General features: G+C 45.8%; 19 protein-coding genes. 9 read left to right on the top strand and 10 right to left on the bottom strand.

The window, feature by feature from the left end; translation table 11 throughout:
• The coding region (locus tag H528_RS13140) for a transposase (RefSeq protein WP_157608196.1) at positions 1 to 300 on the top strand (300 nt) is incomplete at its 5' end.
• A gap of 270 nt (positions 301 to 570) precedes the next feature.
• On the opposite strand, the gene H528_RS0107600 is transcribed toward H528_RS13140, so the two are convergent.
• From H528_RS0107600 to H528_RS0107575, 6 genes are all read right to left on the bottom strand, one after another.
• Positions 571 to 2472: a methyl-accepting chemotaxis protein gene (locus H528_RS0107600; RefSeq protein WP_022853732.1), complete on the bottom strand. Its 1902-nt coding sequence runs from the start codon at positions 2470 to 2472 to the stop codon at positions 571 to 573.
• A 330-nt stretch (positions 2473 to 2802) separates the two neighbouring features.
• Positions 2803 to 3426, bottom strand: a complete 624-nt coding sequence (locus H528_RS0107595) for a prepilin-type N-terminal cleavage/methylation domain-containing protein (RefSeq protein WP_028845852.1) — start codon at positions 3424 to 3426, stop codon at positions 2803 to 2805.
• On the bottom strand, positions 3419 to 5461 hold the full coding sequence (gene gspD / locus H528_RS0107590; protein ID WP_169352783.1) for a type II secretion system secretin GspD: 2043 nt from the start codon (positions 5459 to 5461) through the stop codon (positions 3419 to 3421). Before gspD ends, H528_RS0107595 begins: the two co-directional genes overlap by 8 nt.
• 113 nt (positions 5462 to 5574) lie before the next feature.
• Positions 5575 to 6294: a type II secretion system protein GspK gene (locus tag H528_RS14085; protein WP_022853729.1), complete on the bottom strand. Its 720-nt coding sequence runs from the start codon at positions 6292 to 6294 to the stop codon at positions 5575 to 5577.
• 10 nt (positions 6295 to 6304) lie between these two features.
• Positions 6305 to 6778 (bottom strand): prepilin-type N-terminal cleavage/methylation domain-containing protein, encoded by a 474-nt coding sequence (locus H528_RS14080; RefSeq protein WP_084677680.1) that lies wholly within the window; start codon positions 6776 to 6778, stop codon positions 6305 to 6307.
• Positions 6757 to 7188, bottom strand: a complete 432-nt coding sequence (locus tag H528_RS0107575) for a prepilin-type N-terminal cleavage/methylation domain-containing protein (protein WP_022853727.1) — start codon at positions 7186 to 7188, stop codon at positions 6757 to 6759. Before H528_RS0107575 ends, H528_RS14080 begins: the two co-directional genes overlap by 22 nt.
• A 45-nt stretch (positions 7189 to 7233) precedes the next feature.
• Between H528_RS0107575 and H528_RS0107570 the strand changes: the two genes are divergently transcribed.
• From H528_RS0107570 to H528_RS0107535, 7 genes are all read left to right on the top strand, one after another.
• Positions 7234 to 7725, top strand: coding sequence for a hypothetical protein (locus H528_RS0107570; protein WP_022853726.1), 492 nt, complete (start codon positions 7234 to 7236; stop codon positions 7723 to 7725).
• 5 nt (positions 7726 to 7730) lie between these two features.
• Positions 7731 to 8300 (top strand): hypothetical protein, encoded by a 570-nt coding sequence (locus H528_RS0107565; protein ID WP_022853725.1) that lies wholly within the window; start codon positions 7731 to 7733, stop codon positions 8298 to 8300.
• Positions 8300 to 9478: a PilN domain-containing protein gene (locus H528_RS0107560; RefSeq protein WP_022853724.1), complete on the top strand. Its 1179-nt coding sequence runs from the start codon at positions 8300 to 8302 to the stop codon at positions 9476 to 9478. The genes H528_RS0107565 and H528_RS0107560 overlap by 1 nt, the downstream gene beginning before the upstream one ends.
• A complete protein-coding gene (locus H528_RS0107555; RefSeq protein ID WP_022853723.1) occupies positions 9468 to 10667 on the top strand; it encodes a type II secretion system F family protein in 1200 nt (399 codons plus the stop codon). The genes H528_RS0107560 and H528_RS0107555 overlap by 11 nt, the downstream gene beginning before the upstream one ends.
• A 10-nt stretch (positions 10668 to 10677) precedes the next feature.
• Positions 10678 to 11106 (top strand): type II secretion system major pseudopilin GspG, encoded by a 429-nt coding sequence (gspG, locus tag H528_RS0107550; RefSeq protein WP_022853722.1) that lies wholly within the window; start codon positions 10678 to 10680, stop codon positions 11104 to 11106.
• The gene (locus H528_RS0107545) at positions 11106 to 12593 is read left to right on the top strand and encodes a GspE/PulE family protein (protein ID WP_022853721.1); all 1488 of its coding nucleotides are present in this window, start codon (positions 11106 to 11108) and stop codon (positions 12591 to 12593) included. The genes gspG and H528_RS0107545 overlap by 1 nt, the downstream gene beginning before the upstream one ends.
• A 469-nt stretch (positions 12594 to 13062) precedes the next feature.
• Positions 13063 to 14064 (top strand): PEP-CTERM sorting domain-containing protein, encoded by a 1002-nt coding sequence (locus H528_RS0107535; protein WP_169352782.1) that lies wholly within the window; start codon positions 13063 to 13065, stop codon positions 14062 to 14064.
• 495 nt (positions 14065 to 14559) lie between these two features.
• Here the strand turns inward: H528_RS0107535 and H528_RS0107530 are convergent, their stop codons facing one another.
• On the bottom strand, positions 14560 to 14898 hold the full coding sequence (locus tag H528_RS0107530) for a hypothetical protein (RefSeq protein WP_022853718.1): 339 nt from the start codon (positions 14896 to 14898) through the stop codon (positions 14560 to 14562).
• Between the two features lie 334 nt (positions 14899 to 15232).
• Here H528_RS0107530 and nrdR point away from each other — a divergent pair, with 334 nt between their 5' ends.
• The gene (gene nrdR, locus H528_RS0107525) at positions 15233 to 15703 is read left to right on the top strand and encodes a transcriptional regulator NrdR (protein WP_022853717.1); all 471 of its coding nucleotides are present in this window, start codon (positions 15233 to 15235) and stop codon (positions 15701 to 15703) included.
• On the opposite strand, the gene H528_RS14315 is transcribed toward nrdR, so the two are convergent.
• Genes H528_RS14315 through H528_RS13125 form a run of 3 tightly spaced genes read right to left on the bottom strand, consistent with a single transcriptional unit; the run spans position 15700 to position 20193 of the window.
• Complete coding sequence (locus tag H528_RS14315; RefSeq protein ID WP_022853716.1) at positions 15700 to 18645, bottom strand: 1,4-alpha-glucan branching protein domain-containing protein; 2946 nt, start codon at positions 18643 to 18645, stop codon at positions 15700 to 15702. The genes nrdR and H528_RS14315 overlap by 4 nt on opposite strands.
• A 55-nt stretch (positions 18646 to 18700) precedes the next feature.
• Positions 18701 to 19852, bottom strand: coding sequence for a tRNA sulfurtransferase (locus H528_RS0107515; protein WP_022853715.1), 1152 nt, complete (start codon positions 19850 to 19852; stop codon positions 18701 to 18703).
• The gene (locus tag H528_RS13125) at positions 19828 to 20193 is read right to left on the bottom strand and encodes a gamma-glutamylcyclotransferase family protein (protein WP_028845850.1); all 366 of its coding nucleotides are present in this window, start codon (positions 20191 to 20193) and stop codon (positions 19828 to 19830) included. Before H528_RS13125 ends, H528_RS0107515 begins: the two co-directional genes overlap by 25 nt.
• Positions 20194 to 20329 lie beyond the last annotated feature (136 nt).

The raw sequence follows: 20329 nt of genomic DNA, 5'->3' as shown, positions 1-20329 counted from the left end.
AATCGAGGAGAAGCGGTGGCGCTAGTGGGATTAGATCCTGAGACCAAAGAATCAGGGAATACGAAGAAGGCGGCGCAGATAAGCAAGAAGGGGGACAAGAGGCTAAGGGGACTACTTTACATGGGAGCCCTTAGTGCGATAGCGAGCGGTAAAGGGGTATTGAGGGAATTTTACGACAGATTGGTGAAGAAAGGTAAGCCGAAAAAGGTAGCGGTGACGGCCTGTGCGCGTAAGCTCCTGTTATTTGCGTTTGCCAAGTATAAGAAAGCGATGGAGGAGTTGCAGTTACAAATGGCTTGACAAAATCCACAGTATCTCGCGAGGCGACTTGTATATGAGATTGATTCGCTTTGCTCGCGATGGCCGCGAAGGCGTCATCGCGAGGAGGCCCGTTAGGGCCGACGAAGCGATCTCTTGAACGATGTCGATTGTTTAGAGCATCCAGTAATATGAGAAACTTTTGCAAAATACATAGAGCCGTTCCCTTTTTGCGGAAAAAACAGGAACGGCTCCGTTGAGGCTGTGCTTGCAACACTGAGCCTGGCAATTTTTTAAAAGTCTCTTCTTAACTTAAACTTTAAATTGATCCATAATCTCTTTAAGCTTTTGAGAGAGCTTGGCCAACTTTTCGCTTTCTTGCTTGACTTTAATCATGCTTTCTTGCGTAAGTGTGGAAGCCTTCTCCATCTCAGGCACAATAGAAGAAAGATTTTCAGCCTCACCGGACACGTTGTCCATATTCTCAGAAATGCCTGACACCGTGGCAGTCTGCTCTTCAACCGCGGCAGCGATATTGTTTGAAATTTCGCTAATCTGAGAAATTACGTCCACAACTTCATTTACCGCTGAAATTACTTCATCTGAAGACTCCTGGATGGCTTTTATCTTGCGGGCGATATCTTCGGTGGCTTCACTTGTCTGGTTTGCAAGGGCTTTAACTTCGCCTGCCACCACGGCAAAGCCTTTGCCTGCTTCTCCAGCTCGCGCCGCTTCAATAGTGGCATTTAAGGCCAAAAGGTTGGTCTGGTCAGCAATAGAATTTATGAAATTTAGCACTTCGCCTATTTCCTTAGAGCTTGCCCCTAACGATTGAATAGTATTAACCACGCCTGTTACTTTTTGGTGAGCCTCTTCGGTCATGTTCGCAGCGTTAGCCGTTTGGTGAGAAATCTCTGCCACTGCGTTTTCAAGCTCTTTAATCATCTGTTGCACTTCTTCTGCCCGTAAGCGCAGGGTTTCACTTACGTGTGATATCGAATTAGTGTGCTTTTGAAGAAGTTCAACTCCTTTATCTAAGTTCGCTGAGGCCTCATCAAGATGGACGGAAGCTTTAGCTATTGAATTGGTTTCTCCTTTAATTCGGCGTACCATGCGGCGAAGTTTTTCAAGGAAAAGATTAAAAGCCTCACCCAAACGGCCTATTTCATCCCGCCCTGAAACATGAAGAGTTTTGGTTAGATCACCTTCGCCCTGAGCTATGTCTTGCATGCGACTTACTGCCTGTTCGAGATAGCGGTGTATCTCCCATCCTATGCCCAGCGCCACTATAACCGTCAACACAAAGGCGCCAAAAATCAAAATCGCAGTGTGTACCAGCCTGTTACGAATGTCATTGATGTAGTGACTGATGTCGTGTTGCATCACAAAGGCGCCTATTTCTTTGCCACGAAAATCTTTAAAAGGCCTTAAACCGATACCGTAAATATCATCAAGTACGACTTTTTTATCAGGTGAGGCAAGAAGTTTGCTGAGACCTTTTAGATCAAGGGCATCGGCCCCGGAGATGAGAACCATACTGCCAATATGTTTGGGATTTTTGAGCTTGGTCATCAAGGAAGCCGCTTCTTGGGTTACAAGAACCCCATAAAATTCATCTTCACTTTTGGCAATTTTCATTATTTCTTTAAGGGGAATGGCAGCTTCTACGCTTCCTACGTATTCGCCTTCAAAGAAAATGGGAGCAATAGCACGTACGGCAAGCCCTCCGCGCCCGGCTTCAATCCCTCTTCGGGGCTTATGGTTCTTGATAATGTCAACCACCATAAACCTGAAGCTTTTGAGATCATCACCATATTTGTCGGGCTTCCAGGTGCGCAAAAAAGAATGGCCATCAGGGGTATGAAAATGCAAGAAAAAAGGAAGCCTGCTTTCTTTCTTAGCTTTTTCAACCACTGGCAAGACGGCCTCAAGTAATACTTCACGGTTTCTGGCATCCATGGCAGCCTGGACCTCTGGCATGTTGGCCACCATGCTAACCAAAATCATCTCGCTTGTTTCAGCCTGGTCTATAAGTTTTTCCAGCGTGTCAAAACCGTCGTTAACCTGAGTTTTAGCTGATTGGTATATCAAAGAACTCGTGGTGCGTGAAAAATGCCACAATGTCACTGCACAAAAAAGCAATACCCCTGCAAGAAATGGAAGTAAAATTTTCCATTTTAAGGAAAGATTCCGCCAGATACTTAATCCGGGCATAAGGGCCTCCTTTTAGTTTTTTGACCTAAAAGGCTTTTCGGAAAATACTCCGTCGGGCTTAAATCCTGGTTTTGGGGTAGGATTAACTAGTTATTGATATTGCTTGGAGCTCAAAACAGATGAAATTTTGAACATTGTCACCGCGAGCGAAGCGAAGTAATCCCATAAGATCGCGCGAGCGTACAGGTCGCCTCGCGATAACTCTTTGTCGGATAAAATGTGCTCCCATTAATAACTTCTAGAACTTCTACAACCTCTAGAACCTCTAAGACTTAGAGCTACATATCACTGATCACAGATTACAGAACACTATTACAGCAGAACGACGTGTCAGGGTCTGGGGATAATAGGAATAAGGCGTTCGTGGCTTCCCGAGGTAATCTTCAAAATCAAGTTGTCTTCCCTAGAAGGGATTCCCTGCCAGGAAGAGAGCTCTTTTAAACCCTCCTCGGTTTTCTGGAGAATAGAGATCTTCATCCCGGGCAAATAAAATATAGGCGGGTTTGGTAAGTCTTTGGCCTCTGCTAAAAGATTGGGTGACAAACGTTTGCCCGTATAAATAAGCTCTGCGTAAATAAGGCCTTCTTTGGCATTGTGATAGATGGCAATAATTTTGCCCCCGGGGCCAAAGTTCGTAAGAAAAGCCAGGGTGTTGCCTCGAAAGGAAAAGAGCTTTCCCGAAAGCCCGCCTATGTTTACCCGGCTTTCGTCCAGGTGCTCAAGCTGCCGCCGTAGACCCTCGCTTACCTTGATAAAAAGAGCAAAGTCTTTTCCTTGCTGAAAAACCAAAAAATCTTTGGCCACCTTGCCAAATACCTGATAAATCAAAAGAAGCAGCAAGGTACCCAAAAGAAGGGTTACCAGCAGCTCAAGTAGGGTGAATCCCTTATGAGACCTTTGCAAAACGCCTTTTCTTAAGGCCCGTTCAATGCGGTTGTGCTTGCAATTACTCAAGTTCTTGTTTTTCAAGACGCTCACGAAGGGCCCTGATTTTTTCTTTAAATGCATGCATTACCGCTTCAGCTTCCTGATAATTACGCACCACCCGTGGGGTTATAGCCACTAAAAGCTCCGTGCGGTCCCTGGTGCGTTTTTGCCATTTAAAAGCATGCCCGATAAACGGTAGGTCTTTTAAAAGGGGGACTCCTGTTTCGGCAAACTCCTGGCGATTGTCAATCAAGCCGCCAAGCACAATGGTCTGGTTGTTTTTCACTACCAGAGAAGTTTCTATCTTGCGTTTGGTGATAAGAGGGGTGTTTTCAAGCCCCAGGTAATTTTTCTGAGCAGAGCTTATTTCCTGGACAATGTCTAGCTTTACCAGGCCGCTTGAATTGATATGGGGCTTTACGTCGAGAATGATCCCGGTATCTCGGTATTGCACGGTAGAGGTAATATTCGGTTCAGTAGCTGAGGTGTTGGTAACCTGCTGGGTTATGATGGGGACTTCCTGGCCAATTTGTATGCGGGCTTCTTTGTTGTCTGTGGCAAGAATTACCGGAGATGAAAGTATGTTTATCTGGGAAATTGATTCTAATAAGTTAAAAAGAGAACCAAAATCTCCTACGCGGTATAAACTTAAAGTCAATCCTTTAAGCTGCTGAGCATTTTCAAAAAATGCTGGTGTTCTCCCTTCTTGTTTAGCGAAACCAGCTCCTAAGTTATATAAGTCCCCTTGATATTTGGTGCGGTTTTTCAGAAACCACTCCACACCATGCTCAAGCTCTTTGTTAAGGGTTATTTCCATGATGAGCATCTCGATAACAACCTGGCGTGGGAGCACGTCTATCTGTTCGAGCAGGCGCTTGATGGTGAGATAGTCCTGCCTCGTGGCCTTGATAACTAATAAGTTGTTGGTTTTGTCCGGTATGATGCGGACCTCTCCGCTAACCTCTGAAGAATTTGGTTTGGTTTTTTGGGCAGGGACAATAGTCTTGCGATTGGACTTTTTAGTGGTGCCGGAGAAGGCCTGTTGCAAAATGTCTGCAATCTCTTCGGCATCGCCGTTTTCCACCTGATAGATGAATACTTCTTTTTCCGCAAGCTCACCCTTATCAAGCTCGTCAATCCAGCGTTTAATTCGCTTGATGAGCCCCTCATCCCGCGCCACAATAAGAAGGGCGTTTATTTCTTTCATGGGAATAAAATCCACAAAGGAAGTAAGCCTTCTTTCCTTCCAGGGCGTGGCCTGAAAAATGGATTTGAGATAGCCAGCAAGCGTATCGGCATCAAGGACTTTGGGCTTGTAAAGGGCAAGGGTCATATCCGCCAGCACGTCTTCGTCAAGAAGGCTTACCACCCGGCTTACCTTTAAAACGTTTTCCGGGTTGTCAAAAACAAGGAGCGTGTTAGTGGCTTTATCAATGAGGATTTTGGCCCCCTGGGAAACAAGGGGCTGCAAAAGCCCTTTTATTTCGAGAACCCTGAGATATCTGGGCCTGAGAAAGGCAAAGGAAATGTCGCCTGAAACCCCTGCGAGCTTACTTGCGGGTAAAATCCGGTATAAGTCTCCGTCTTTCACAAGGCTTAAGTTGTTAAGCGCAAGCACCTGGCCAAGCATATTGAAGATTTGATCCCTGGTGAAACTCCCGTGGATGTGAAGGGTCACCTTGGCGCGCGCGGCGTTATCAACTACGTAGTTCACTTTAAGGGTCTCTTTCAATAAAAGATCAAGAAAATCGAGTAAATCTGCCCCTTCCATGTCAAGAGAAAGCTCTATCTGGCCGTCTTTTTTTATTTCCGGGCGATATACCCTGGTAATCTTTTGGGGTTCTTTTTCAGGGGCCTCAAGGATTACGAAGCTTTTCACTTCAGGGGTTGGCTTGGCTGTGGGGGGCTCTTTTTCTTTTAAGGGCCTGGGTTTTTCGCTGGGCAGGCTTGGTTTAGCTGATAAGGTAGGGGAAAGAAGGGTTTCTGTTGCAACACGTGGCTTTTTTGTTTGACAACCTGCGAGCAATATCAAAAGAATAAGAAAAACATAGCCCCTGCGCATGATTTCCCCCCTTTTAAAAAAGACCTTTGCAAAATACAAGGGATCCGTTCCCATTTTTCGTTCCGAAAAATAGGAACGGATCCCAAGCCGATCTTGGCAGTCTTACAAAGGTCTCAAAAAGTAAAATTAAAAAGAGAATTTCTTTTGCCATTTTTATACCGAAAGATCTCTAGATATTTGAAAGATTTATCGCCTTCTTTCCGGTAAAGTTCAAGGCGATAGACGTTATCATCCCGTAAAGTTATGTCTTCATCTTCAATAGCATTTTTCGTTGTTTCAGTATAGATGGTAATCCACTGGTAAATACCCGGGGTAAACCAGAACCGATACGGGTTAAAACCGCGTACAAGGGCAATTTCAGAAAGGTCCTTAAAAGGGCCGTTTGCCGGGGAGTAGCCATAGGGAAGATAATAATCCTTTTCGGCGCCGTTTAAGCGGTGGAGGTTGTCTTTATCACGCCAGTCAAGCAGGCTGTCAACCATGATGTGAGCTTCCTCACGGGAAATGCCGTGTTCCAGGAAAAGATTTAGGAGCTCTTCTTCGCTTGCCTTGTTTACGTTGAGCCGCGAACTTTCCCTTGAAACCACAAGCTTTGCGGTGATAGCGGGGGAGCCTTCGATTTTAAGTACTATTTCGTGCGGGAAAAATCCTGTTTGTTTCATGTCTTCCAGGCCCTTTTGCCAGAGAATATGCATAAGTGATGCCCTTTTAAAGTCTTCGTTAGCGCTATTCAACGCGGTATAAATAAGGCTTTGGGCGCCCTTTTGTTGCCAAAAAAGCATCCCCACCATAAAAGAAATAGCGAGCACCAGCACCAGTGTTATGGCAAGCACGTAGCCCCTGTTATTCAGGGATCACCTCCACCAAAAACTGGCTCCGTGCCAGCCGACAGGTAAGCCTTCTTTCAGCCACGCGATCGATAATCTCCACCGAGCCCCCTGTTGAGGCGCCGTTTGCCAGAAAAAGTATGCCCCAGCACCCATCCGGGAGTTCAACAAGCCCCTCGGCCTTTATTTCTATTTCTTCTGGGATGGACATACCTTTGCCAAGGTCTTTCATTTCGCCGTTAGCAAGGCCTTTAAGGGTTAGGGTGCGCTTTTTGGCGTCAAAAACTACCATTACTGCCTCATGGCGCATAAGAGCTCGCGCCCGTGCCCCTTCGATAAAATTGGCTGCTTCCACTAAAAAGACATTCCCTTTGGGCAAAAAAGCCACTATGCGGGGCAGAACAAGCGTGGCAAGAAGCCCAATTAAAAGAATCACCACCAAAAGCTCAAGCAGGGTAAAACCTTTTTTCATGGCTGCCCGTCTTGCCATGAATAAAACTGCCAAAGAAGGTGGACGGCAAGGTCTTTATTTTGAAGAATTAAATTATATTCCTGCAAGCTGGCCTGCTTGCCTGAATTTTCAAAGAAAATATTCTTTTCTTTACGATTTATTTGCAGGGCTACTTTTCCCTCAGGTAAGGTGGTATATGAAGAAAAGGTAAGAGGGTCGTCAGAGAAGTTTTCAAGTTCGTCCAGGTTGATGGCGCCTTCTTTTAGCTCTGTTAAAAGATAAGCCCTAAAAGGTGACACGGCGTCAAAAAGTTTTAAGCGTTCAAAAAGCCTTGCTGAGGTGTAATACGAATGAGAAAGCACATAAAGAAACCAACTAAGGCTTATACCTGCGATTACCAGTGCTACCAGAATTTCAATAAGACTAAATCCCTGTGGGGGCTTTTTCATGTTCTCTGGATTTTAACAGCTTTTTTCTTTACTTCGACCCTGACCATGGCCGAAGAATATCAACCTATGGTGGAAAAAAACTTGTTTTCACCAGAAAGACGCTACGAACCATATTTTACGGAACAAAAAAAAGACATCAAAAAAGACGTGTTAAAAAGATTTATTATCCTACGCGGCACTCTTATCAAAGATAATAAACGCTTTGCGGTGATAGAGGTCCTTCCTGCAGGCAAACGCCAACTGGGGCTTGAAGACAACCAGAGGCGCTTTGTTGTTGCTGAAGGTGAGGCCCTTGGGGAGTGCCAGGTGGTGAAGGTCCGCCCTGAGGAAGTAATCCTTGGGGGTCGGTGTGAAGGGCTGGTGCTCACTTTAAAAGATTCTCCTGAGCGCCAAAAAGAAGTAAAGCCACAGGTGGCACAACCGCCCAAGGTCCACAAACCGCCTCTTCCCCAAAATCGTGAGCCAAAGAAACTTCCTTTTTTGAAGCGTAATTTTCCTAAAAAACACTTTGCGCCTAAAAAACCTCCTGTAAAATAAGCCCCATGAATTTGCGCGCTCGCTTTTTTAATTTTTCACCCCGTATCAACTTTTCCCGCCTTTTTATATACGGGCTTCCTCTGGTGCTCAGCTTATATTTTGCGTTAACGGTTCTTTGGCCTGCCTGGCAGGATTATCAAACGAAAAAGACCCTTTATGAAGAAAAAAAGGCCCTTATTTCCCGTTATCAGGAGCGCCTTACCAAAGATAAACCCAAACTTGAAAAAGAACTTGCCCAGACCAAAAACCTCGGAGAAAAAGTCTTTGTAGGGCTTGACCCTTACATAATCATTTCAGAGCTTGAAAAGGACATCAAAGATATTCCCCAGCTCAACCTGCGCAGTTTCAGAATTATTAAACGCAAGAAACTAACCCCTCAGGTGGAAAAGATTAAGCTTCTTTTAGTACTTGAGGGAGATGTAAAGGGCCTTCTCTCTTTACTTGAAAAACTAAACAAAACCGAAAAGGCTTTGCGCATCAGTCGTATGACGATTTCAAGCAGATTTTTTAGAAGGGCCTATATCATAAATCTTAACCTGGAAATCGAAGCCCTTTATTCCCAGGAGGCTCTCTAATGAAAGGGCTTTCTCGGCAACTGGCGCTTTTTCAGGAGTGGCTAAGGCCAGCTACGGTAGGCGCTTATTTTGACGGTGAGGCGTTTTACCTGGCCGAGGACGAACGCTCCCCAAAAAGGCGCCCTGCCCGGGCTTTTTTGGCTTTTTCCCATAAGCTGCTTATGTTTCATACCTTCAAAGTCCCGGAGAACCTTTCTCCTGATGCCTTAAGATCCGCGGTGGCCCTTGAGGCGCAGCGGATTTTTAGTCTGCTTTACGAAGAAAAACCAAAAGACCTTACCAGTGCCTATTTCTTTCGTAATGCCAAAGAGCTCCGGATAATCTTTCAGGAAAAAGAATTTTTTGAAAAAGCCTTTGAGAGACTTCCTGAAGGCCTAATCCCCTGTGGGGTTGTGCCCGCGGGCATAGCTCTTCTTTCTTTTTTTTATCACCAGCAAAGGCGCTTACCAGACGGGGCCTACTTTGTAAAAACTCCTGACACTTACGAAGGCGCCATAGTCGCAGATGGTCGTCTGGTGGACCTTCTTCCTTCATCGCCAAAGGCAGCAGAGGCCTTTTTAGAAGAATGGGAAGGCGAGGTTTTTGAAGCCAAGGGCACTCCAGAAGAAGTACTTGCTCAAGGGGCACGTCATCTTACAGGCCTTCCCAGGAAGTATCTGGTCACTTTTGATGCCTTTCCCCTTAAACCGCGCCCCAAGCCTTCTATCGCACTTTTAATTATCTGGCTCCTGCCTTTTATGATTTTTGTCTCTGGAAAGACCTTTGAGTATAAAACAAATGAACTTCAAAGAGAGCTTGCCTCTCTTAATGTGGAATTAAAAGACCTTAAAAAATCACTGGCCGAAATAGAGGCCTTTCAAAAGAAAAAAGAATCCTATCAGAAGATTAAAGAAGTCATTACCACCTGGGAAAAAGAAAAAATAGACCTTGTTTCTGTGTTAAATAAGCTTGCTGAGCTTATTCCAGAACATACCTGGGTTAGGCGTCTTGAGTTTCGCGCACCAGACGAAATCCGCCTGTGGGCAGAGGGGGACAACGCCCTTGAAGTGTTAAAAATACTCAACACTGAGCCCTTATTTGCCGAGGCCAAGTTCATGACTACGGTCACGAAAAATACCCGCACAGGGAAAGAAGTTTTTTCAATAACCCTTAAGATTAAACATCAAAATGCGTTATAAATATGTTGCCACTACAGGAGACGGCCTTTTAAAGCGTGGCGAGATCGAAGCGCCAGAGCTTGCCGAGGCCCTTGAAGCCCTGCGCGCCCAGGGCCTTATTCCCCTGGAAGTAAAACCCACCAGACGAAGCCTTCGCCTAAGGATTTTTGCCTCTAAAAAACAAGAAGACCTGCTTCTTTTTACCGAACAACTGGAACGCCTGCTGGCTTCGGGAGTTTCGGTGGATAGGGCCCTTGGCATTCTGACCCGCGTCTTTAAAGCAACAGGCAAAGTCTTTCTTGCTGAAATAACCGAAGACTTAAAACGCAAGCTTGAGCAAGGGGAAAGCCTTTCCACAGCGCTTGCTGAAAGTGGAGTGTTTCCGGAATTTTACGTGAGCCTTGTAAAAGCCGGGGAGATAAGCGGTGCCCTGCCAGAGGTGCTAGCTGATCTCTGTCGGTATTTAAGAGAAGAACGCAACTTTCGCCGGGAGCTTCAGTCGGCCCTTCTTTATCCGGCTTTTCTGGTGATTTTTGGCCTTATCGCCGTGCAAACAGTGCTTGTTTATATCCTTCCGCGTTTTGGTGTTATTTTTGACGAAATAGGGGTAGAACCCCCTTTGATAACACGAATACTCTTAAAAGTGGGCTCATTTTGGCATGATTGGGGCTGGCTTTTTTTGGTTGCCCTGTTGGCGCTGTTTTTCTTCCTGAGGTGGTATGTAAGAAAACCTGAAGGCCGTAAAAAGACCGAAAAAATCCTTTTGCGGCTCCCTTTTTTTGGGCCTCTTTTCTTTTTGGCGGACATGGCGCGCACTTTCCGTGGCCTTGCCGTGATGGTAAAAGGCGGGGTCTCTATCCCTCAGGCCCTTTCACTTGCCGCGCGCATTCCCAGTTTTCACATTCTTAAGGGCTTTTTCCTGAACGCAGCCCAGGAATTAAAAGAAGGCGCACGCCTTCCGCGGCTTTTTTCCCATTTTCCCGGCAATTTTGATTTTGTGGTAAACTTTATAAGCCTTGGTGAGGAAACAGGCGATATGGCCCAGGCCTTTGAAGACATGGCTTTTCTTTGTGAAGAAGAAGTAAAAGTTGCCTCTAAGAGATTTCTCACCATAATCGAGCCGGTAACCATTCTCTTTTTCGGGCTTTTGCTTGGGGGTATGATTATCTCAATACTTCTTGCAATTTTTGATATCCGTTTGGGGGTTTAAAGGAGGCTTTATGAAAACCAAAGAAAGACGCGCTTTTACTTTGCTGGAATTATTGGTAGTTCTGATTATTCTTGGCCTTTTAGCAGCCCTGGTTGGCCCGCGCATAGTGGGCAAGGTTGGCAAGGCCAAAAGCGAAATAGCCAAAAGCCAGATTGCTCTGCTTGAGTCTGCTCTTGACCAGTACCGCCTTGATATGGGGCGTTATCCCACCACGGAGGAAGGCCTTAAGGCCCTGGTTGAACCACCAGCCAACGAAGAGGAAAAGGACAAATGGCAAGGGCCTTATCTTAAAAAACGGAAAGTTCCCAATGACCCCTGGGGGCGTCCTTATCATTATCGCTCACCCGGGGAACACGGTGATTATGACCTCTGGACATACGGGGCTGACAATCAGCCCGGGGGCGAAGGCGAAAATGCCGACATCACGAGTTGGGACTAATGCGGCGTTTTGACAAAGCCCTTTTTGAAGAACGTGCAGAAGGCCCTGTGCCTGTTGAAGGTCTTAAGGCCGCTTTTTTGCGTGCGGTAAAGGGCTTCCCCTTTTACCTTGGCGAAGATTTTTATTTGCTGATCCCAGGGGAAGACCATCTCTTTTTAGCTGATATGCTTACCCGCCAGCTTGGTCGTGCCCCTGAGGTCTTTCTCGCCGATGAAGACTACATCTTTGAGCTAATCCAGAAATATTACGAGGCCCCACCTGAGATAGAAAAAGAGCCCCTGGAAGATGAGCCTGAAGACCTTGAGCTCTTAAAGGATCTGGCCTCAGAGGCACCGGTTATCCAGCTTGTTAACCGCACTATCCGCGAAGCAGTGGAGATGCGGGCCACTGACATTCATTTTGAGACCCTCCGCCAGGGGCTAAGGGTACGCTTTCGCATTGACGGCATCCTGCACGAAAGAGGCATGCATCCGCGCAAGCTCGCTGCCCCTGTTATTTCCCGCTTAAAACTCATGGCAGGGCTGAACATTGCTGAGCACCGGCTACCTCAGGATGGGCGTATTCGTTTTCGGGTTGGGGGCGAAGATTTTGACATTCGTGTTTCCACTATCCCCACGGTTAATGGCGAAGGGGTGGTTTTAAGGCTTTTAGTGCGTGAAAAGGGGCTGCTTTCCCTTGAAAAACTTGGCCTTGAAAAAGACCATTACGAGCTTTTCCGCGAGCTCATAGCCCAGCCAAACGGCATTATTCTGGTAACCGGACCTACTGGTTCTGGAAAAACCACTACGCTTTATGCGGCCCTTTCCATTTTAAACCAGCCTGACAAAAAAATTATCACCATTGAAGACCCGGTGGAATATCAATTGCCTGGCATAAATCAAATTCAGATTAAGCCTGACATAGGGCTCACCTTTGCAAGGGCCCTTAGGTCTATCCTGCGTCATGATCCGGATATTATCCTGGTGGGAGAAATAAGAGACCTGGAAACCGCAGAAATAGCTATTCAGGCTGCCCTTACCGGGCACCTTGTTTTTTCTACCCTTCACACCCGGGATGCCCTGGGAGCTGCCGTGCGTCTTACCGACATGGGGGTTGAGCCCTATCTTATTGCGGCTTCTACCGTTGGTTTTGTGGCCCAGCGCCTGGTACGGGTGCTTTGTGACGCCTGTGCTGAAGAAGCTGAACCCCCGCAGGTTTTTCTGGAAGAGATAGCTAAACTCCCTTCACGGCCTAATGGGATTCGTTACCGTAAGGCAGTGGGATGCTCCCGCTGTGCAGGTACGGGTTTTTTAGGGCGCATTGCCATTTATGAAATTTTTCCCATTGATAGCGCTTTAAAGCGATTAATCTTGCAGCGTGCCACTGAAGAAGAACTAAAAACCTGGGCCAAAGAGCGAGGGTATCTTTCGCTTTTTCAAGATGGGCTGCGCAAGGTAGCCCAAGGCCTGACTACTTTTGAAGAAGTACTTCGGGTCTCAGGTAGATAAGTTTTAGAAACCTTGCTTCTATTCCAGGAACCCATTCCTATTTTTTAACGAAAAAGTAACGGACTTGTGCTTGCAATTCCGAGCTCGGTAATTTTGGAAACTCCCTCTTGGTACTTTTCTGCTTGTTACCTAATTCTCTTTCGCTAAGACTGGTTCTTTTCTTAAAGACGAAATTAAAAACGAATGTTTATCTAATTAAAAAGAAAATTTTTTCTCAAAAATGGAAAAATTTTTCTTATTTTATTTGCTCTTGAGATAACTTTGCTATTCAGGACTTTTCCTAAGTCACGTTTTTAGGGATCCGTTCACAACTTACACCTACTCTCCTTTAGCCTTTAGCCTTTAGCCTTTTGCCTACGGAAGGAAAAAGGTAGGTATCAGTTTTTTTAATTATTTTCTTCAGTTATTCTTAATATTTGGCATGCTCTTTGCATCTAAAGGCTTTTTAAACAAAGCGGGAGGGGCAAAAATGAAAAAATTTTCCTTTTTAAGTTTTGTTTGTTTGTTGGTGATGTCGGGGATGTTTTCTTTTTCCTTGGCCGGTCCCATGGACGGGGAAGAATACTTTTCCCTAGATGCTGACACCAATGGTGGAGGTGTAGTTGGTGATGTTTATTATTCAGACGAAGATGGAACTTTTGAAAAAGACATTGTCACCATAAATACTTCGCAGGACTTAGATGCTCTTAGTACAGCACAGCATCCGCCGGTCACTCCTAGAGACATTTACTGGGGAACTTTTAAAATGACCTTTTCCATAGACGGAGATTCAGACATATACGAATGGACGGTAGGTGGCACTCCTATTGATATTCAAAATAATTATTTAGGCCCAAGGGATGTTTGTATGGATGGACATTTTGCCAATCAGGCTCCGCATCAAGTCTATTCCTTGGTGCATGATGATGAAAATGATCTAGGCCTTGCCGACTACGATTTGGATGCCCTTGAGCACGGCATACACTATCCCCCATATCCTGAGCCTTTCCCCACCCATGCTTATGGTGGGGCATATTTTTCAGTGGAAGGTACAGGAAATTTTGACGAAGGAGATGTTTATTTCGATGACTTTGTAAATCCTGTTTGGCATTATTTCGACGACACCTTACTTTCGCTTTATCTTGATAGTCAGTTTGATCCCGATGAAAACCAGATAGACGCCCTGGTTGTTTTTGACATTGTCCATGCTGATAGATATTTTGAAGTCGGAGATCCCAATAATCCCTACGATGCTGATCTAATTCTCTTTTCTCTGGCGCCAGGGTCGTACGATCCCGTGGGAGATAATATTTACTGGGTAAATGCCAACGGATATGGGGGCCTTCTTTTTGATCCTGAGCTTGATTACAACGTTGATGCAATTGACGTGCACAATGTTCCTGAACCCACCACCGGCATTTTACTGTTGGCGGGTCTGGCAATTGGGTTCTGGTTTAAGAGAAAGACTTCTAAAAAAGCGCTTTCAGACTGAGGAATAAAGCGCTACTGCCTCTGCTCCAAAGTTTCGGCTAAGAACGGTGTCTCAAGATGACAAAACGAGTTGTTTATTATGGGATCATGTTTTAATCGATAATGCTTTAAGGGATCCGTTCCCATTTTTCGGAACGGAAAATGGGAACGGATCCTCCTCAACAATCTCGGGCGTTGTATGCCCGCGTGGTCCCAGCTACACCGTACGAGGCGACGCAGTCGCCGAAGTGATCTTATGAGATTGCTTCGGCACGCTCGCAATGACTGACAAAAATAGTGCTCTCGATACCCATTCAATCCAAACCTTTAGAACCTCTAGAACCTCTAGAACCTCTAGAACCTCTTGACATCGTTTAAGTGTTGCCTGTTTTGCGTCCTAGGATTCAGTTCGGTCGAGATTCTCATAAAAGACTTTGCAACGTTTTCGGATCCGTTCCTGTTTTAGTTCCGAAGATAGGAACGGATCCCTTATAATTTGCAAGTGGCTCCATAAGCATTAGCCCTTGTTTAAGGGCTTAATGCTTATGGAAAGATTTAGATTTGCAGCCATAAGGGTCACAAAGATAACTACTCCCAAAATAAGTTGAGCCTTATCAAAAGGCATATGGTGCAACTGGTAGAACTTCTTGAGCCATAAGTAGGTTTTTACCCATTCAAGGCTGCCAAGATAGAGTCCCAGGCTCAAAACAAGTCTTATTTGTCTTTTTTTGAAAAAAAGACCAAGGGGTAAACAGGCAAGTAAACCTGCAAAGATAGTTTGACCAGCCCTTAAAAAATGTGCTGCCAGAAAAATGTAGGAAATTGCTAGTAAAAATGAAGCCAAGGCACGAATCATACAAACACTTCTACTCGATTTTGATCCGCTTTTCTAGGATTGACATTTAAAGAGCTTTGCAAAATTCTCGCGCTTATAGTTGCAAGCCCAACTGCAAGCAACCATTCCTGTTTTTCGTCCCGCAAATAGGAACGGTTGCTGAAAGTAATGTGTCATTCTGAGGGAGCGAAGTGACCGAAGAATCCACAGGTCGATTAGTCATTTGTAAGCCTTGAAAGTTGTCTCATGGATCCGTTCCCATTTTTATTCCGAAAAATAGGAACGGATCCCCTAACTGAAGCGTGAGGATCCCAAAAATTTTGATTTTTTAAGGGAAAGGGCTATCATAATAGCCATGAAGTGTCCCTCTTGCCAGCATTTTGAAACTAAAGTTATTGATAGCAGGGTTACCAAAGACGGCACAGCCATTAGAAGGCGCAGGGAATGCCTTTCCTGTGGTTTTCGCTTCACCACTTATGAACGCGCTGAAATACAGCTTCCCATGATCATTAAGCGCGATGGTCGCCGCGAGCCCTTTATCAGAGAAAAAGTCATCGAAGGCCTTAAAAAGGCTTGCCAAAAAAGGCCCATTAGCATGGAGCAAATAGAAGCCTTTGTTAACCAGCTTGAAAGAGAGCTTGCAGAAACCGGCGAAAAGGAAATCCACTCAACAACCATCGGCGAGAAGGTCATGGAAAAGTTGCACGAGTGGGACGAGGTTGCTTACGTGCGTTTTGCCTCGGTTTACCGTCAGTTCCAGGACGTAACAGAATTTATAGAACAAATTCAGCAGCTTCTTAACAAGAAAAAACGCCCGGGCAATTAGCGTTTTTTCCAGACTTCCCAATTGTGTTCCGGAAAAATCGGCCTGGTGAAGATGATCTCCTGGGCAAGCCTTTCGTCAAAAGATTTCCCATCCATGCGTCTTCTTGCCATTTCGTAAAGTTGCCAAAAGCGCTCAAGGGCCTCGAAGAAAAATTCTTTCATTTTGTCCACAAAATGACCGTTTGAGATTACAAAGCCAAGGTCGCTATTCATAGCCCAGAGGACTTCGCGGCCAGCCTGGGTGAGAAGCTGGGAAAGCACCGGGTCATTATTCGGGGCTTTTTTTGCAAGCTCATGTAAAGCACAAATGGCTTCGTGAATATGGCGATACATCCATGAGACCGAGCCATACATCCATTTATCAAAGGTGCCTTTATCTCCCCAGGAAGAAGGAGGCGGCAAAATTTCCTGGTTAGTAGGATGGCGTGCCAGGTAATCGCTGGGGGTAATGAGTTCGGTTTGGTTCTGGTCATAGTAGAGTTTTTTCAGGAAATAATAGATAAAAAGTGGCCCTTCAAACCAGTGATGGCCAAAGAGCTCTGCGTCGTAAGTGGCCACAGACAAAGGCTTTTTCCAGTACCAGCCGCGCACGTACTCAAAACGGAAGTTGCGGCATTCCATAAAGTGCTGGGCGTGCCTGGCGGCCTTTTCCCGGGCCCAGTCAGGATTGTAAGGTTCTTTCTGCAAAGTATAGCGATTGGTTATGCGGCAATAGCGAAAGGGACCGCCTTTAATATGAAAATCAAGGTAGTCCGGATCTCCTGGATAGCCTTCATCTGCGCTCCAGACCTGTTTTCCCGTTTCAGGGTCGCGGCCAAAAACTGCAACGTTTGAGCCGCGTACAAATACCGGAGCATGCACCCCAAACTCAGAGGGGCTATCTCCATTTAAAACCGTATGCGTTTCGGAGAAAAAGTAGCGCAGACCGTATTCTTCAAGGAACCTTTCAAGCCCGGGCACGTATGCGCACTCGGGAAGCCAGATCCCCAGGGGCTTGCGCCCAAAGGTGGCTTCATAATCCCGCACCGCGGTTTCTATTTGTGCGCGGACTGCTTCAGGATACATGGTATAAAAAGGAAGGAACCCGTGGGTGGCGGCACAGGTTGAGATTTCAAGTTTGCCAAGATCCTGAAAGCGCCTAAAGGCTTGGGTTAGATCTTTTCCGTAGCGCAGAAAAAGCTCGCGGGCCTCTTCAAAGCGACGCAAATGCATCCAGGCCGCGGCTTCAAAATGAGGGGCCTCCCGCCTCACGCGTTCTATCTCTGCCCGGGCAAGGCTTATTAAGCCTTCTACGTATTTCAGGAACTCCTCCTGAAGCAAAGGACAGCGCATCATGTTGGTTAGGGTGGGGGAGATGTCCATGGAAAGTTTGAAGTCCACGCCCTCGTTCAACAAGTCTTCAAAAACTTTGATAAGGGGAATGTATGTATCCACCAGGGCTTCGTGATACCACTCTTCGGGGAAGCCCAAAGGCTGCCAGATGCCTGCAGCTCCATAGACCACCCGCCGTCTGATATAAGGCAGGTGGGCGTGTAAGTGAAAAATAAGGTAACCGATAGAGTGTTCGGCCGTACCCATTTTGGATTCGATGGGACGGATCGTGGGATGTTCTGCCTGAAGTTCGTGCGTGGCGTAAGAGGGTGGAGCGCCTCCAGGGGCGGTGCGGGCAGTGTGAGCCAGATTCGAAGGAGCGGTGAGTTCAAGGAGCTTTCCGTCTTCACGTACGGCTACCAACTGCACCCGGTACGCCTTATCAGGATCAACCCAGAGATACCAGTTGTCTGCGCTGGAAAGATCAACAGCCACATCTTTGTCAGGATGGTGGTAAAGATTTCCGAAAAAGTCATGGAAAACTTTGATGTAAGTAGTTATGCGTTTCCCTGCGGCAAAACGGCCAAGGCGTGTGGCAAGGGCCTCGCGATCAAGATGCCAGTAAGTAAAAAGCCTGCGTCCATCAATGGGCATGAGGACTATTTTTTCTTCCCGCCTGGGGACGTAGAGCTCCTCTGAGGCGGCGATTTCTTCTATTTTTTTATTTCTGCGCTTATCAAAGATAACGAGCTTTGCCAGGAAGTAAGTATCGTCAGGTACCGCGTTGATAATCCAGTCTTTGGCAAGGCCAATGTTTCGTTTTTCTTCCGGGCGAAAAAGGGAAAATTCGTTTTCTTCTTTTTTTCGGGCATAGACTTCAAGGCGGACCTCTACGTCATTCCAGGTAAGCTTTCTGGGTTCAAGGAGCTTGCGGGATAAATCTTCCCAGAAAGAATCTGTAAAGTCCCAGTAAACTTTGAGATTTACCTGGTCTGGTTCAATAACCTGGCGTGCTAGGAAAATGCCCGTTACTTCTTTAACTTTAAAAGACTCTTCAGAAAGGATAGCTACGGTTTCCTGAGGCAGGACTTCAACGCGCAGTATTTTTTTGAGGCTTTTCTGGCCTTTTTGGTCGCAAACGTGGAATTCAAGGGCGCGCAACGCACCAAGCACCAAAAAGTAGTCTTTGAAGTCCGCGCGCTGCCACTCCTCAAGGGGAAAGTTGGTTTCAGGATCCTCGTAACGCAAAATACGCAGAAAAACCGAGGTATCCTTCCCAAAGTGAAGCCCTTTTCCAATTTCGATTTCTCGCCTTATGTTTTCCCAGTCTATTTCTGAGATGCTGAGGTGATGACGCCTTTCGTTTTCTGAAACAAGAACAACTTTTGGGGTGTAGTGGAAACAAGAAGTAAGCTTAAGAAGCGGCTTTTTCTTGCGTAAGAGCTTTGCCTGATATGTGCCCGGGGCCAAAACTTCTTCTGTCTGGTTAAGAAAGTTTACCTTGCGCGAAAGAATGCAATTCTCATTAGTATAAACTTCAAGAAATAAATCTTCTTCTGGGTAATCTACACGACGGTGGATTTCCTCGTCCCAAGAGAAACGTGTTAAGCGGCGGGCAACTTCAATAATCATACTTCACTCCCAATTTTTGGTTTGCTTTTAATTTAGCACAATCTAAGCGAAATTATCAGCTAAAAATCCTGTCTTGATAAAGAATTGAAATCCGTTTGACCTGAAAAGGTAGTTTCATGGCTTGTTTCATGATTTTTTGCAAGGCCTTAGGGCTTATTTGAGGAATGGTATGCGGCCTTTTAGGAGCAAAAGGGCAGGGGGGCAGTTTCATTTCTGCCAGATCGCGCAGGCCAAAACGGGTAAGCTCTTCATAGACCTCTTCTTTGGTAAAGCCAAGCAGCGGCCGAAGAGGGGAGATCTCTTCTGCCACAAAATTAAGGGCAGGAAGAGTCTGGCTTGCCTGTTCCTCCAGTATGTCTCCGGTAACCAGGGCCTTGCATTTTTCTTTGTGGGCAAGGCGTTCCGCAAGCTTAAGCATTAAGCGCTTGCATAAAAAGCATCTTTCCCGCAAAGGGGCCTTTTGGACTAAAAAATCAAGAAAATTGCGGTATTTTACGCTGAAAAGTTCGACTTTTGTATCAGGAAAAAGATAAGAAAGCCCTGAGGCTATTTCACGTACCTTGGCGGCTCTTTCTTTTTCACCATCGTCAAAATAGATAAGCGAGACGTTTAGTCCGCGTCTTAGCATCAAACAGGCCGCAAGCAAAGAATCAGGCCCTCCAGAAAAAAGTACCAATACTTTCTCGGAAAAGGCACCTGGCGGAAAGCCACCAAGGCCCTTTTGAGGGTTAACCAATAGGAAAGAACCTTCTTTTTTGGCCTCAAGCTCAAGGCGCAGATGAACTGGTGGATGGTTATCCCAGTATTTAAGCCGGGCTTTTGCTTCTTTGGTAAGGAGCTTAAGCCAGGCTTTTTTTATTTCCAGGGCCTTTTCAAAAAGATTTTTTTCTTCGGCCTTGGTGACATAGATTTCAAAGGTAAAAGGCCTTTTAGGCAGAAGAGATTTGACATCAAGGTTTTCATCAAAGGGGTAAAACTCTCCAATTTTTCCCACGCCACCGTGGGTTAGCAAGCATTCTTTAAGTTTTGTTTCTCCTGAAACAAGAAAACGTGGGGAAGAAAAGGCTTCAAAAGCAAAACAGTAGCCAAGGCTTTTCAAACGGGTCTTTAAGCTTTCTTCAAGCTTTTTAAGTAAGAAATTTCGGGTAGCAGGCTTTTTAACGCTTATCTCCCCGGAGGGGCTTAACAGGAATCTTTTTTCCGCCACAGACCGTCCTTTACTTTTCTTTTGTTAGATACATCTGCCTTAAAAACATAGACAAAGGCAGAGATAGTACTTCCGTCTTCCATCGTTACGGGAAGTAGTTTGCGTTCGTATTCTTCTCCTTCGTCTTCGATTAGGTCAAGAATCATGAGTGTCTTGAGGTCAATCTCATAGACTTCGCCAAAGACCTCGCCCTTGCCAGGGACAATCCCTGGATACCAGCCAAGGTCATACATTTCAAACCCCAAAAGCTTACCATAGCCCAAAAACCTGGCAGAACTAAGATGTTTGTGGAGTGGAAAGCCTCTTTTAAGGGTTCCATAAACAAACACCCGCAAACGCATGAAGCCATATTTAACCGTTATTGTGAGATTAGTCGATTGGTGATCTTTCCCTTCGCTAATGCAGGGCTCGGAAACCAAACGGGCAAAGGCTATAAAAATTGTTTTCAAAAAGACAAACAAGCGTAAAAAAATCTTT

It is taken from the genome of Thermodesulfatator atlanticus DSM 21156 (genome assembly GCF_000421585.1).
Lineage (GTDB): Bacteria > Desulfobacterota > Thermodesulfobacteria > Thermodesulfobacteriales > Thermodesulfatatoraceae > Thermodesulfatator > Thermodesulfatator atlanticus.
Note: the sequence above shows the minus strand (reverse complement) of the source record. Positions and strands in the feature narration are given on the sequence as shown.